Consider the following 14401-nt stretch of genomic DNA (forward strand, 5'->3'; position numbering starts at 1 on the left):
CCTATCTAGCTCTTTATGGGCTTACATAATTCATCGGATTTACATAAATGCCATTGACTCTGATCCCAAAATGGAGATGTGATCCAGTCGAATATCCGGTTGATCCCACTTTTGCAATTACCTGCCCCTGAGACACTTCATCACCTGCTGAAACCAAACGTTCAGAACTGTGCATATAAACGGTATAAATGCCTCCACCATGATGTATCATGATATAGTTACCAGCAGAATAACTGTATGTAGATATGGTGACAGTTCCTGATGCAGATGCTATGATATTAACTCCCACCGCTGCTCCGATGTCAATTCCCTGATGATTGGAGGATGCTCCCTCCGTAGGTGATTCTCTATCTCCAAAACCAGAAGTGATTCTACTAGAAGATGGACAGGGCCATTCAAGATTAATATTCCCGATCCCTACTGTATTATACCTTTTTCCAGCTTGTTGGGCCGCCTTCTGCGCTTCTTCCTCTTTCTTTTTTATCAAAGCCTCTATTTCTTTCATTTTCTGTTCCTGAGCAGCAATGTCTTTTTCCAGTGTACTCAAGTGATCCTTGCCTTTGTCAATGCGGATTTCATAGCCTGAAAGTTCATTGTTTTTTGCTACCAACAAACGCTCCATATCGCCTTTCTTTTCCTCTGCGGACAATCGGAGCTCCATTAGTTTTTTATGCTCTTTCTCTAAAACTGCTTCTCTCTTCTTAACCTCTTCTTTGGAACGTTTAAATTCCTCTAACATTTTTCTATCATATGCCGCGATAGACCGTATATATTCCACCCGGTTAAAAAGTTGGGTGAGATCTTGAGACCGAAACAATAAGTCTAAATAATTCGTCTCACCCTTTTCATACATATACTGAATTCGAAGCTTCATGTCCCGGTACTGCTTTTTCTCCAGATTTTTTGCAACCTCTAAATCTGACTGGGCAATCGCTCGTTCTTCTTCTTTTGTGGATATCTGAGAATTTAGTGCAGACAACTGCTTGTTCAGAGAATTAAGCTCAACATCTAGTTTCTCTACATATTTGGCAACGTTTGATTTTAACTGGTCAAGTTGTTTCAGTGTAGTCTCCAGTTCCTTTTTTTCTTCTTCCATGGAACCAGCCTTTTTCTTTGCATCGTTCATCTCAGTCTTTGTCGCATAGGAAGGAAATATACATGATATGGCAATCAGGCATCCAATGAATCCTCCCAACAGCCAACTTCCTAATTTCATGAAGAGTTCCTCTTAAACTTTCAAATGTTTGCGTATGGTAAAAAAGCTGACAAAAAATCCGATTCCCAGTCCAAGGGATATGGCAGTTGCAGCCATATACGGAAAAATGGCTTCCACCGGAAGGAATTGAAAAAGCCCTGATAAAATTTGAAATCTGGTTATTACATATTCAACAGCTGACCGATATAAAAAGTAGATCGCGATCAAAGGGATGGAGGCCCCCACCAGACCAATTATGACTCCTTCCACTACAAAGGGTGCCCGAATCATGTAATTGGTTGCACCAATCAATTTCATAATTTCATTCTCGGTCTTTCTAAATGCCGCTGCAACCGAAATGGTGTTACTTATAAGAAAGATAGCAACTGCCAGCAAGACGCCGATGATCAGCATAGATAAAATCCCAATCACATGATTTAGACTATTAAGTCCTTCTGCTGCAGTTTTGGAGTAATTTACTTTCCTTACTCCATCTAGCCCCTTTAACCACTGGACAATTTGACCTTGATCGACCAAATCATTTAAAAATATGGAATAGGAAGATGAATTCGCCAATGGATTCTCAGCTTCAAATCCCTCTGCTAAATCCTGCATATCCCCGAAATATTCCTTCTTTGCCTCTTCCCAGGCTTCGTCTGCTGAGGTAAACGTTACCTCTTTTACTTCTTCTCTTGCCTTGATTTCATTTCCAATTTCTTTGATCTTATTTATATCAAGCCCTTGTTGAAAAAAGACAGTAATCCCAACAGTACTTTCTGTATTTTTGACCATATACTGTAAATTGATTACAATTGAGAAGAAAAGGCAAAATAAAAAGATACAGGCAGAAACCGTAGCAATGGATGCCATTGAAAATAGAATATTTTTACAGATATTAACAATCCCCTGTTTCATGCAATAAAAAAATGTACTAATCCTCATATGTATAACCGCCTTTTTTCTCATCGCTTACAATGGTTCCACGGTCCATCACAATAACCCGTTTTTTCATCCGATCTACGATTTCCTGGCTATGAGTAACAACAATTACTGTAGTTCCCCGTTTATTAATCTCACTTAAAAGCTTCATGATCTCTCCGGAGTTATGTCCGTCTAGATTTCCAGTTGGTTCATCTGCCAGCAAAATTTCAGGGCGGTTTATCAATGCCCTGGCGATTGCCACTCGCTGCTGCTCTCCCCCAGATAATTGCTGGGGATTAAATTTGTATTTAGAGGAAAGACCCACCATCTTTAACATAGCGGGAACCGACTCTTTTATACTTCTTGTAGATGCACCGATGACTCTTTGTGCAAAAGCAACATTCTCATAGACATTCCGATCCTTTAATAGACGGAAATCCTGGAAAATCATTCCCAGTTTACGTCTGTATTTTGGTATGAAACGCCTTGGCATCTTGCCCAAATTCATATCATTAACAATTATTTTGCCGGAGGTGGGTTCTACTTCTTTTAGTAACATTTTCAAAAGAGTCGATTTCCCAGAACCGCTGCGGCCAACGATAAACACAAATTCTCCGTCAGCCACTGTCATACTGATATTTTTAAGTGCTTTATTCCCGGCTTCATATGTTTTACTTACATTCCATAATTCAATCATTTTAGTCCTCTGAATATTAGTACTCACATACTTTTTCTTATGAGAGATAGTTAGCTATGCTCCGCTTCATTCCTTGCTTTTCCTATTGCGCAACCTCGATTCCACTACGCTTCATCTCGGCACTGCTTCTTTTCCGCATTGCGCAACCTCGATTCCGCTACGCTTCATCTCGACGTTGCTTCTTTTCCGCCTTGCGCAACCTCGATTCCACTACGCTTCATCTCGGCACTGCTTCTTTTCCGCATTGCGCAACCTCGATTCCACTACGCTTCATCTCGGCACTGCTTCTTTTCCGCATTGCGCAACCTCGATTCCGCTACGCTTCATCTCGACGTTGCTTCTTTTCCGCCTTGCGCAACCTCGATTCCGCTACGCTTCATCTCGGTTTTCGGGCTTCGCCCTATGAAAATTGTCACTAATACAGATGCTTGTGTGCAAGCACAACGCATCTGTATTAGTGCCACTTTTCGCAATGCTCATTGCCAACTTTAATAGTCTTGGTTTTCCATGTATTTCATATATTTTACTACCATAAGTGCAATCTTAAATGTGATTGCATCTTCGAATACACGTAAATCAAGTCCAGTACTTTTTTGAAGTTTGTCCAGACGGTAAACAAGGGTATTTCTATGAATATAAAGCTGTCTGGATGTCTCGGACACATTCAGACTATTTTCAAAGAATTTATTAATCGTCGTTAATGTCTCATCATCAAAATCATCTGGTGATTTCCCATCAAAAATTTCTTTGATAAACATACGGCATAAAGGCAGAGGAAGCTGATAAATCAAACGACCAATTCCCAATTTGCTATAGGCAACTACATTTTTATTGCTATAGAAGATTTTACCTACATCCATTGCCATCTTGGCTTCCTTATAGGATCTGGAAACTTCTTTGATCTCGTTAACGATCGTACCAAATGCTACGTGTACCTGAGTCATCGCCTCTGTATTAAGCATGTCAAGAATGGTATTGGCTGTCTTTTCAAGATCGTCGTAAGTCTCGCCTTCTTTTACTTCTTTTACTAAGATAATATTCTTCTCGTCAACAGCAGTAACAAAGTCTTTCGTCTTTGCTGCAAATAAGTTTCGAACTGTTTCCAATGCATTCACATCTTTTTCATGCTGTGTTTCTATTATGAAAACAACCCTTCTGATATTGGTTTCAATATGAAGTTTTTTTGCTCTGTTATATATATCCACTAACAGTAGATTGTCCAATAAAAGATTCTTTATAAAATTGTCTTTGTCAAATCTTTCTTTATATGCAACTAAAAGACTCTGAATTTGGAAGGAAGCTAATTTCCCTACCATATAAACGTCTTCACTTCCACCTCTTGCAAGGAGAATGTATTCCAATTGGTGCTCATCGAACACTTTAAAAAACTGATATCCCTGGATCACCTGACTGTCAGCCGGAGATTCCACGAATGCCAGGATTGAACTCTCATAATCTTCCGCATCAGGAAATGTAGTTGCTAAAACCTTTCCTTCTGTATCACAAATACACAGATCAATTCTTGTTATTCCTTTTAATCCTTCAATGGTTGTTTGAAGTATTTGATTCGAAATCATGGCATATGCTCCTTTTTTCGTAAATTTACCTTATTCTATATTAAAGCAAAAAATAAAAAAAAGCAAGCGACTATAGCTCTCGCTTGCTTAAAATTTCATAAATTTAGTTTAAAATAATCTGCTCAGTGTCTTTATCGAATACATGAACCTTCGATAAGTCAAGTGAAAGCTTAACTGTATCGCCAGGTCTTGCAGTTGTACGAGGATTTACTCTAGCTGTAAAATTAACATCCTCTACATCAAAGTATAAATAAACTTCTGCACCAAGTAATTCATATACTCTGATTGTGGATTCAATTATACTTGCAGGAGAAGCTTCTAAGTATGCTTCTTCATCGTGAAGATCTTCTGGACGAATTCCCAAAACGACAGTTTTTCCCATGTATCCTGCTGCTTCTAACTTCTTCGCTTTTTCTGCAGGAAGTGCAATTGTATTACCACCGAAGGTTAAAGTAACGTCACTACCGCTCTTTGCAACAGTCGCATCAATTAAGTTCATCTGAGGTGCGCCGATAAATCCAGCAACAAACTTGTTTTCTGGCTTATCGTATAGATTCTGTGGAGAATCCACCTGCATGATTACACCATCTTTCATAACAACGATCCTAGTACCAAGTGTCATAGCCTCAGTCTGATCATGTGTTACATAAACCATAGTAGCTTGCAGTCTCTGGTGAAGTTTGGAAATCTCAATACGCATTTGTCCTCTCAGTTTTGCATCAAGGTTGGACAACGGCTCATCCATCAGGAACACTTTCGGGTTACGTACAATAGCACGTCCCATAGCAACACGCTGTCTCTGTCCACCAGATAATGCTTTCGGCTTACGATCTAACAGATGCTCAAGATCTAGGATTCTAGCCGCTTCATGAACCAGCTTATCAATCTCATCCTTAGGGGTTTTCCTTAATTTAAGACCAAATGCCATATTATCGTATACAGTCATATGCGGATAAAGAGCATAATTCTGGAATACCATAGCAATATCTCTGTCTTTCGGTTCAACATCATTCATTAACTTTCCATCGATGTAAAGCTCACCAGCAGTGATATCTTCCAAACCTGCTATCATACGAAGTGTTGTGGATTTCCCACAACCAGATAGTCCTACAAAAATAATAAATTCTTTATCTGCAATTTCCAGATTAAAATCCTTAACTGCTTCAAACCCATTCGGATATCTCTTGACGATGTTTTTCAGTGATAAACTAGCCATTTACAAATCCTCCTAAAATATAATATATATTCTCTGCTTAGATCCATCAGCCCCCACAGCCTAGGTTCCTTGTTTCTAAAATAATCATACATGAATTGTTTTTTATTTACCATATTCTTATTTACCAAAATCCATTTGGGCCTTTTGGCTAATTTGTATAAGCAAATTGAAAACTGACTGAAACGTCAAAAGATCAAGACACAGGCTCGTATATTTCTGTCTATATTCGATAGTGAATGGCTATATTGCAATAATTTTGGTAATATAGCACAAGACGATGTCGTATTGTGCGACATCGTCTTATCATTTTTGTATTCTTTTAGTGTTTTTTTACAATAACATTTAACCATTTTACGTCAGAATGTCCAGACCGGATATCATCGGTTTCCCATAACTTAAAAATATCAAAGCGCCCATTCTCTCTTAACAGATCCGTAATGGAATCCGTTGTAAAATCACAAAAATACCGTTCTCCCCGGAATCCTTCAAAATCTCCTACCTTAAAAGACATATAGAGTATTCCTTTTTTATTTAAGGCCCTTGCTATTTTTGTAAGAATGTCAGGCAATTCTTTTTTGGGAGTGTGAAGAAGGGATGCACAAGCCCAGATCCCATCGAACACTTTGTTAAAATCCATTTGTTCAAATGTCATCTGTAAAACTTTAAGCCCAGTATGAATTTCAGCCAGTTTCCCCATCTCTTTTGAAGCGTCAAGCGGTGTCACATCATATCCCATTTCATATAAATAGAAACTATCCCTGCCTGATCCACACCCCAAATCCAAGATGGTGTCACCTTCCTCAAGTAAATCCAGAAATTCCTTCATAATCTCCGACATATCCTGATTTACAGTTTCTTCAAATTCCTTTGCCGCATACTTATTATAATAGTCTATCGAGTCCAAAATTATCCTCCTATTACTATTTGATTACTTCAATCTTATTATCTGTAATCTTTACCTTTTCTTCTTTAAGAAGACGCCCCACTGCTCTTTTAAATGCATTCTTACTCATGGAAAATTCCCGTTTGATCAATTCTGGGTCAGCCTTATCTGTAAAAGGAAGACTACCGGAAAACTGCTGTTCCATGATGGTTAAAACCTTAACGGAATCCGCATCCATCTGGATATGAGCTTTCTGCCTGGGACTTAAATCCAGCTTCCCATCTTCCCTTACCTTTGTTACTCTCGCTGTTACCTCATCACCTTCGCGATATTGTTCAAATAATTCTTTTTTCGGGATCAAACCATAGTATTTATTATCAACTGCTACGAACGCACCCAGAGTGTCATTTATCTCGTACAAGATCCCAGTTACCTGATCGTCCTTGTTATATGGTGACTGGTCATTCATATAAGAATACACTCTCATCGTTGCAGCCAGCCTCTGACTTTTATCAATATATAAAGCCACCAACACAGCTTCTCCTTCACGGACTTTATGGGATTGCTCCTTAAAAGGTAACAAAAGATCTTTCTCCAGTCCCATATCAAGAAATGCACCAATTTTTCCAACTTCCTTGACTTTAAGCACCGCTGTTTCTCCCAATTGTAATTTGGGAATAACCGTTGTTGAGATTAACCGGTCCTCGGAGTCCTTATAAATAAAAACCGTAATTTCATCTCCTGGAGCAGATCCTTCCGGAACCTGCTTTTTGGGTAAAAGAACCGATTCTTCACTGGTTGCATCCTCCCCAATATAGACACCAAATTCCTTTATTCTCTGAATAACCAGAGTCTGTCTCTTTCCTAATTCTATCATATTACTTCCTCTCTGTTGTTCCACGCAGACATATGACTGCATAGACCGTTCCCCCCTGATCACACAAGGAAATGATATAGCCCTCCTTCGTACGACTCACATGGGGATAAATGAAATCTCCTAATATTGCAGCTTTTTTGTATTCTACTCTCAATTCAGACACTTTCAGTTCTACTGGAAGAACTTCTCTGGCTATCTCCACATATTTTGCATTGTTAACATGATGATTGGTATCTAGATGGTGCTTACCTACCATAACTGGTTCTGCTGTCTCATAGTGATCGGGTATCTCAATTTTACGAGGTGCATACTCCATATCCAGTGACTTCTCAGATCCCTGTCCATACCCCCTGATATCATCGGGTTCAATCTTAACTGGTCTTCCTTTTTCTATATCAAACAAAAACCATACAGAATTTGCTTTAACCAGATTGACCCCCTTTTGATCCGTTATTATAAAGTTACGATAACCGTAAAATCCCTTGAAATCATAGGGCCATGTACAAACTGAAACTTCTTCGCCCATAACTGGATAGCGATCTATCACAATCTGCCAGGAAGACAGCCACCATGCTTTATTCCGATTCGTCAGGTAGGAAACTCCAAGTCCGTTATCCTCAGACTGGAACGTAGAACAATCCTGCATATAATTCATAATACCCGTCAAAGTCAAATTTCCCTCTTCATCTACCTCACTGTAACGGACTCTGCTGCCAAAAGTATACATTCAAATTCACTCCTCAAAATTATATAACATTATAATTCATTTTTAGCTTCTTGTCCAGACAAACACAAAAAAGGAACCTTCTAAGGTTCCGCTTCGAAACTGGGCTACAAGGATTCGAACCTTGAGATGACGGAGTCAGAGTCCGTTGCCTTACCGTTTGGCGATAGCCCATCATTACAACGAAATTAATTATATCTAATGTTTCCTAAACTGTCAAGTACTTTTTCTACACTTTATGACACATTGTGACATTAAATAAGTTACTTCATTGACTCTTTAATATACCAGGTAAAGTTTGTTTTTCCCTACTATATAAAAAAAGTTTCAGTCTTTCAATAATCCGAAAAACTAAAACAACAACTGGGCTACAAGGATTCGAACCTTGAGATGACGGAGTCAGAGTCCGTTGCCTTACCGTTTGGCGATAGCCCATTGACACAACGATCATATTATACTATATCAAATATAATTGGTCAAGCAAATTTTTTCATTTTTCTCAATTATTTACAATATTCATTCATCAGGAAGATAATTCCCTGACCGCGCTCTCTTCCTGACTTGTGCTTTTTTCTTCATTCTGCTCTTCTAGACTGGCCTGATCCGGCTGTTTTCCCGTCTCATCTTTTGATTCTAATGCTTTCGTTTCCTGGTTTTCTTTTGTTTGATTCGATTCCTTATTCTCTTCGGATTCTGGTGTTTCATCCATACCGTCTATACCAATCAATGGTGTTTCAAAAACTCCTTTTACCGTAGTCTGTTTTCCTATCTTAGGAGAGATCCCACCTAAAACAAATGTATATTGTACCCCACCTGCAAGGCCACTTACATTTATCTCACAGACATAAGATCCCGTACTCTCAAACTTAGCAGAATAGGTGCCCCCATCTTCATCTCTCACTGAGATCGTTGGATTTTTCCATTTTACTTTTGTCTTAAAATTAACCGTAATTACGTCATCGTCAAAATCCACATAGTCAATTTTTATGTTTCCATCAGATACCACAGACTCCGTAGTTTCCTCTAAAGGCGGTACGGTAGCAACAGGCACTGACTGAGTTGGAGTCGGCTGTGCAGATGACTGAGTCGGCGCTGCACTTGTTGTAGTCTCCTCTGTCGTTTCCTCTGCAAGAGTGGTTGCATTCGTCGTTTTTATCTCTGCTGTTGTAGAAGGTTTCTCACTCTCTTTTTCTGTGGTTTCTTCTGACACTTTGGTCTTCCCCCCTACCGCATAGGAGCGTTCCGTTATTACTTTGGCAATCTCTTCCATCGTGAGGGGAGCCAATTCTTCCATGTCTTCCATAGAAAGGGAGGAATTTTGTGCGATCAACTCATTTAAAAAATATGCTTTTCCATAGGATATTTGATAATCATCGGACAATCTTTTTACTTCATCCTCTTCAATTACCTGCTGGTCATACACCACTGCCTTTAGCTTCTTTTCCTCTAAAGTCTGGTGGATGTCATTTACAACTGCTGTCCTAAGATTTGTTGCCTTTTTAATGCTGTCGTTGGACACCGTAACCAGTATTGCATTATCCAGTTCATTCAAATAACCTTGTGTAACCATGGAGCCCACCACTGCATTTACAGCAACATTTAAATCCACACCTTTTAGGTTCATATCCCCAAGAATATTTTTCGCATCTTCATTCAGGGCTCTTGCTTCTAAAATCTTATTTTTCCGGTTAATCGAAAGTTCCACACTTGGATTTACATCAATGCCAATTACAGAATCTACTCTTCCATTCTGATAAGAATACGTTCCTCCTGCTAGTGCAATCATACAAAAACAAGCGGCGACCAAGGCTGTCACTACTCTCCTTCTTATTCTACCAGCCAACCGTGGCTTTTCCAAACGATTTTCTTCATCGGTTTGAGGAGTGTTTAAATCGATCTTATTCAGAACATTCGGCATTAAATCCTGGGTTGCTGACTTTAAGTAGGCTTCGATCTGTGGTCTATTTAATTGTCTGCTTTTTTTTTCAGCCATATCAAAGCCTACTCCTCTCTCAAATAATGTTCCAATTTTTTCAAAGCTCGGTTATATCTAGAAAGAGCTGTTGCCAACGGTATATTTAAACTAGCTGCAATCTCTCTATGCTTCATTCCTGCAGATGTGTGAAGCAATACGATCTCTCTTTCTTCTTCCTTTAAAATATCAAGAGCCGCTAGAAGTACCATCTTATCTGCCACCATCTCGATTTCTGAGCAGACTTCTCCCGTCTCTGTTCCCGTCAAATCATCCAAAGTAATATCAGAATCATGCTTTTGCTCCCGGAACTTCATATAGCAAAAATTTCTGGCAATTGTAAACATCCAAGCCAGAGGTTTCCCCTGGGATTTGTAACTTTTGGCAGAAGTCCAAAGTTTTAAATAAACTTCCTGCATAATCTCCTCTGCGTCATGAGGATGCTTTACAATGGATAGAATAAAACTATACATGATACGATCCGTATTCTGATATAACTGTCGAAAGGCCTCCTGGTCTCCCTCTGCTACTTTTTTTAGAAGTGCTTCATCGCTTAAAAGGCCATAATCTTCTGGCCTGCCAAGGCTCATCAATCCCATAAACAACATGGATCCGATTTCCTTTCTATTAAGTTAATGCTGATTACTGTGATCTTATTGCATAATATGGAAATATTTTATTACCTTATTTTTCCACTAAAAAACCGCTTTCCGCCGTTATGACCAGACAGCACCGTTTGTCAATTTCAGTTACGTTTTTTATGATTTTTTCTTTTAATAGCTCTATTTGCATCTTGCTATATTCTCTTGGAACTACAAGGTCGAAAATCAGATTGATCTGTTCTTTTCCTTCAATCAGACGGAAATCATGAAAGGTAACCCTTTCATCTGTCTCCTTAATCGCCTGTTTTAAAATAGAAGAAAACTCCTTAACCCTAGAATCATTGGTTGCTACAGGGTCCATATGAATAACTAGAAATATTCCAAATTTTTTCAATGCATCCCTCTCAATTTGATCAATTATTTCATGAGACACCTCAATATTGACGTCATTGGGAACCTCAGCATGAATGGACGCCATACTTTTAGAGGGGCCATAGTTGTGAACAATCAAATCATGACTTCCCACAATCCCATCGTAATTTTCCACGAATTGTGTAATTTCCTCATATAGTTTAGGATCAATGGGTTCTCCAATCAGCGGCGCCAAAGTATCTTTTGCTATACTAATACCTGCCCACATGACGATCCCAGATACAATAACCCCTACAATTCCGTCTATATTGACGCCCCATATACCATATACCATTATGGATAATATGGTCGTTGATGTAGTTACAACATCGCCTAACGAATCTGCTGCGGTAGCCTTCATTACCGATGACTGGATTCTTTTTCCCAATGTCCGGTTAAAGAATGCAAGCCATAGTTTTACACCAACTGATAGCAGTAGAACAACAATTGAGACAAATTTAAATGTCATCTCCTCCGGATGAAGGATTTTTCCTACTGATGTTTTAAATAAAGTTAGTCCCACCTGAATGACCAAAAAAGCCACAAAAAATGCAGCAATATACTCAATTCTTCCGTGACCAAACGGGTGATCTTCATCTGCCGGTTTTCCTGCCATCTTTACACCAATAAAACCGATAATAGAAGAAGCGGTATCCGACAGATTGTTAAATGCATCTGCCATAACAGAAATACTGTTAACAAGTAAACCAATAAACAATTTTGCACCAAATAAAAGGAGATTGCAGAAGATACCCACAACACTGGTCATTAGACCATATCTAGTTCTGACTTGTGTGTTTTCCGTATTGTCATAATCCTTAACAAATATACGTACTAAAAAATCAGTCATAGTTCTTCCTTTCTTTATTCTTTGTAACTAACCTTCTCTAAAAACAATCCTTGTGCTGGAGCTGTAAATCCTGCTTCGTCTCTATTTTTTGCTTTCAAAATAGTTGGAATATCTTCCGCTTTTCGTTCCCCCAGGCCTACCTGGATTAACGTTCCTGCTAGAATTCGGACCATATGATAGAGAAAACCATTTCCGGTAAAACGAATAAGAAGAGTGGTTCCCTGTGTTTCAAAATCAATCTTTTTAATCGATCGAACTGTGCTCTTTTTCAATCTGCGATTGGAGCAAAAGCTTTTAAAATCATGTTCACCTATGAGAAAATCTGCTGCTTTTTTCATAGCGGGCACATCCAGTGGTTTCTCTATTCCATAAATATATTTTCGTTTAAAAACATTTTTTTTCTTTCCCATTTCAATCTGGTAAAGGTAGGTCTTCTCCTCTGCATGAAGCCGGCTATGAAAGCGATCGGTCACTTGATCAATGCTAAATACCCTAATATCTTCAGGCAAGTAGTTATTTAAGTACTCTTTTATTTCAGCATCAGTCATTGTAACGTCTGCATGGAAATTAGCAACTTGACAAAGAGCATGAACGCCTGCGTCTGTTCTTCCCGACCCATGAACCTCGATTACTCGACCAGTCATCTTTTCCAGAACACTTTCTATCTTTCCCTGAATTGTCTGCTTTGTATTGCCCTGTTTTTGCCATCCATCATAACGACTTCCGTCATATTCTAAATTAATTCTATAATTCTTTATCATAAAATTTCTCCGTTCTTTTCTGTAATTTATATAAAAATAATGTGGTCAATATCCCAAATAAAATCCCGGATAAATCCAACCACACATCTGATACCTGGCCGGATCGGCCTTTGATAAATAGTTGAATGGTTTCATCTAAAAATGGAACTACAAATCCAAATATTGCTAGAAGAGACCACTTTCTTTCTTGATGAAACCCATGAGCATGAATGCTTTGATGAAGAAGAATCCCTAATATGGCGTATTCTATAAAATGCCCCAACTTACGAATGGCATGTTCCGTTATCCAAATACTAGACATCCCTACCGAGTTAAATATCGCTTGCACAGTCTCTCGCACAATGCCGCTATCTGCAGATGATAAATCCCCTATCTTCATTGAATTAGAAAAAATAAAGAAGACATAAAAGAAAGTAAATCCAGTCCATATTGTTTTCCTTTTCATGTTCATCTCCTCAAAGTCCCCTTCTTCTCTATCCTTGTAGCTACACGAATTCGTGCATCTTGAGTCTGTACGAAAATTCTCCTTACCTATCCATAATTTAACAGAATCTTTGTTATTATAGTACAAAGATAGTTATAATACAAGGACAGGGCTAAAAGAAATCCCCAATATCGTCCCTAATCCGGATATTGGGGGAATATCTAAGGCCCTATGGTCACAGGAACCCCTAAATTACAATTATTCCATAAAACATCCATAGCTTCATTATCCAATGCAACACAACCATGAGTGAATCCATCTGGAGTGCGGCATCCATGTATTTCTATCGCACCACCTAATGGAGTATCCCATGGTGGCTGCTTACCTAATTGATTCGCCTGAATGATCTCATCTCTCTGCTCTTTTGTTATGATTCCATCAGTATACCCTCTCTCTGCATCTTTTACCCCTGGATAAGATAGTCCCAATGCTAAGTAAGCAATACTTTTATCATTTCTAGTACATACATAGAATTCTCCACTGGGAGTTCTCATATCTCCTTCTATTTTTTTATTTCCATCATCAGAAGCTCCTCCTATGGAAACAGGATACTCTGCAATTAGATTTCCATTCTGCTTCAATAGTAGGACTCTTGTCCGTTTGCTCACATAAATAGAAATCCCATTTAAGGTTTCGTTGTTCTTGTTTTTTAATTCAGACCCCGGTCCTGTTATTTCTTCTGCGTAACCAGTCAATCCTGCTAACATAGATAACACCATGATAAGTAATATGCCAGTCATGTATTTTTTCTTCTTTTTAGTAAAACGTCTCATTCCTAACTCTCTCCTTCTTATATGCCATATTCACTTATCCGCATTTTACCATAAGTTCAGCTAACTGTACACCACAATCTATTTTCAAATAAGAAAATTCAAATAAGTAAACTTAAGATTCCTGTAAAATCAAAAAAAAGATCTCCGAAACTCGGAAACCCTTGTAAACACTAGCTATTCTTAAGAGCGCGAGACGGGACTCGAACCCGCGGCCCCGACCTTGGCAAGGTCGTGCTCCACCACTGAGCCACTCGCGCTTATTACTTCTTTGTTTTCTTTTCTCAGGTACATACCCTCAAAACCACACATTGTTATATATCATTCATCCCTTTTCTCTACCTAAACCAACTTGGTTAAGCCCTCGACCTATTAGTGACAGTCAGCTACACATGTTGCCATGCTTCCACCTCTGCCCTATCTACCTCGTCGTCTTCAAGGGGTCTTACTCTTGCGATGGG

The 14401-nt window shown here is 38.8% G+C and carries 14 protein-coding genes, 3 tRNA genes and 1 rRNA gene; all 18 read right to left on the reverse strand.

Going from position 1 to position 14401, the window contains the following annotated elements:
* Nucleotides 1-13: 13 nt before the first annotated feature.
* A complete protein-coding gene (locus EFT72_RS06235; RefSeq protein ID WP_124066050.1) occupies nt 14-1216 on the reverse strand; it encodes a M23 family metallopeptidase in 1203 nt (400 codons plus the stop codon).
* A 12-nt stretch (nt 1217-1228) separates the two neighbouring features.
* Nucleotides 1229-2137, reverse strand: a complete 909-nt coding sequence (gene ftsX / locus EFT72_RS06240; protein WP_124066051.1) for a permease-like cell division protein FtsX — start codon at nt 2135-2137, stop codon at nt 1229-1231.
* The gene (ftsE, locus tag EFT72_RS06245; protein ID WP_124066052.1) at nt 2127-2813 is read right to left on the reverse strand and encodes a cell division ATP-binding protein FtsE; all 687 of its coding nucleotides are present in this window, start codon (nt 2811-2813) and stop codon (nt 2127-2129) included. The genes ftsX and ftsE overlap by 11 nt, the downstream gene beginning before the upstream one ends.
* Nucleotides 2814-3301: 488 nt before the next feature.
* Nucleotides 3302-4390 carry a helix-turn-helix domain-containing protein gene (locus EFT72_RS06250; protein WP_124066053.1) on the reverse strand — a complete coding sequence of 363 codons (1089 nt, stop codon included), beginning with the start codon at nt 4388-4390 and terminating at the stop codon, nt 3302-3304.
* A gap of 103 nt (nt 4391-4493) precedes the next feature.
* Nucleotides 4494-5606 (reverse strand): sn-glycerol-3-phosphate ABC transporter ATP-binding protein UgpC, encoded by a 1113-nt coding sequence (ugpC, locus tag EFT72_RS06255; protein WP_124066054.1) that lies wholly within the window; start codon nt 5604-5606, stop codon nt 4494-4496.
* Nucleotides 5607-5925: 319 nt separating this feature from the next.
* Complete coding sequence (locus EFT72_RS06260; protein ID WP_124066055.1) at nt 5926-6510, reverse strand: class I SAM-dependent methyltransferase; 585 nt, start codon at nt 6508-6510, stop codon at nt 5926-5928.
* Nucleotides 6511-6526: 16 nt separating this feature from the next.
* Complete coding sequence (locus tag EFT72_RS06265) at nt 6527-7366, reverse strand: S1-like domain-containing RNA-binding protein (protein WP_124066056.1); 840 nt, start codon at nt 7364-7366, stop codon at nt 6527-6529.
* 1 nt (nt 7367) lies between these two features.
* On the reverse strand, nt 7368-8093 hold the full coding sequence (locus EFT72_RS06270) for an acyl-ACP thioesterase domain-containing protein (RefSeq protein WP_124066057.1): 726 nt from the start codon (nt 8091-8093) through the stop codon (nt 7368-7370).
* Between the two features lie 99 nt (nt 8094-8192).
* Nucleotides 8193-8264, reverse strand: a tRNA-Gln gene (locus EFT72_RS06275).
* 189 nt (nt 8265-8453) lie between these two features.
* Nucleotides 8454-8525 (reverse strand) — tRNA-Gln (locus tag EFT72_RS06280).
* 88 nt (nt 8526-8613) lie between these two features.
* Nucleotides 8614-10083, reverse strand: a complete 1470-nt coding sequence (locus EFT72_RS06285) for a hypothetical protein (RefSeq protein WP_206426610.1) — start codon at nt 10081-10083, stop codon at nt 8614-8616.
* Between the two features lie 8 nt (nt 10084-10091).
* Nucleotides 10092-10670: an RNA polymerase sigma factor gene (locus EFT72_RS06290; RefSeq protein ID WP_124066058.1), complete on the reverse strand. Its 579-nt coding sequence runs from the start codon at nt 10668-10670 to the stop codon at nt 10092-10094.
* 76 nt (nt 10671-10746) lie between these two features.
* A complete protein-coding gene (locus EFT72_RS06295) occupies nt 10747-11925 on the reverse strand; it encodes a cation diffusion facilitator family transporter (RefSeq protein WP_124066059.1) in 1179 nt (392 codons plus the stop codon).
* Nucleotides 11926-11939: 14 nt separating this feature from the next.
* Nucleotides 11940-12686 carry a tRNA pseudouridine(38-40) synthase TruA gene (gene truA / locus EFT72_RS06300; protein WP_124066060.1) on the reverse strand — a complete coding sequence of 249 codons (747 nt, stop codon included), beginning with the start codon at nt 12684-12686 and terminating at the stop codon, nt 11940-11942.
* A complete protein-coding gene (locus tag EFT72_RS06305) occupies nt 12670-13131 on the reverse strand; it encodes a VanZ family protein (RefSeq protein WP_164473095.1) in 462 nt (153 codons plus the stop codon). Before EFT72_RS06305 ends, truA begins: the two co-directional genes overlap by 17 nt.
* A gap of 200 nt (nt 13132-13331) precedes the next feature.
* Nucleotides 13332-13943 carry a L,D-transpeptidase gene (locus tag EFT72_RS06310; protein ID WP_124066062.1) on the reverse strand — a complete coding sequence of 204 codons (612 nt, stop codon included), beginning with the start codon at nt 13941-13943 and terminating at the stop codon, nt 13332-13334.
* A 185-nt stretch (nt 13944-14128) separates the two neighbouring features.
* A tRNA-Gly gene (locus tag EFT72_RS06315) sits at nt 14129-14200 on the reverse strand.
* 92 nt (nt 14201-14292) lie between these two features.
* Nucleotides 14293-14401 (reverse strand): 23S ribosomal RNA (locus tag EFT72_RS06320); the annotation flags it as partial.

The organism is Clostridium sp. E02 (assembly GCF_003833015.1).
Taxonomy (GTDB): domain Bacteria; phylum Bacillota; class Clostridia; order Lachnospirales; family Lachnospiraceae; genus Lacrimispora.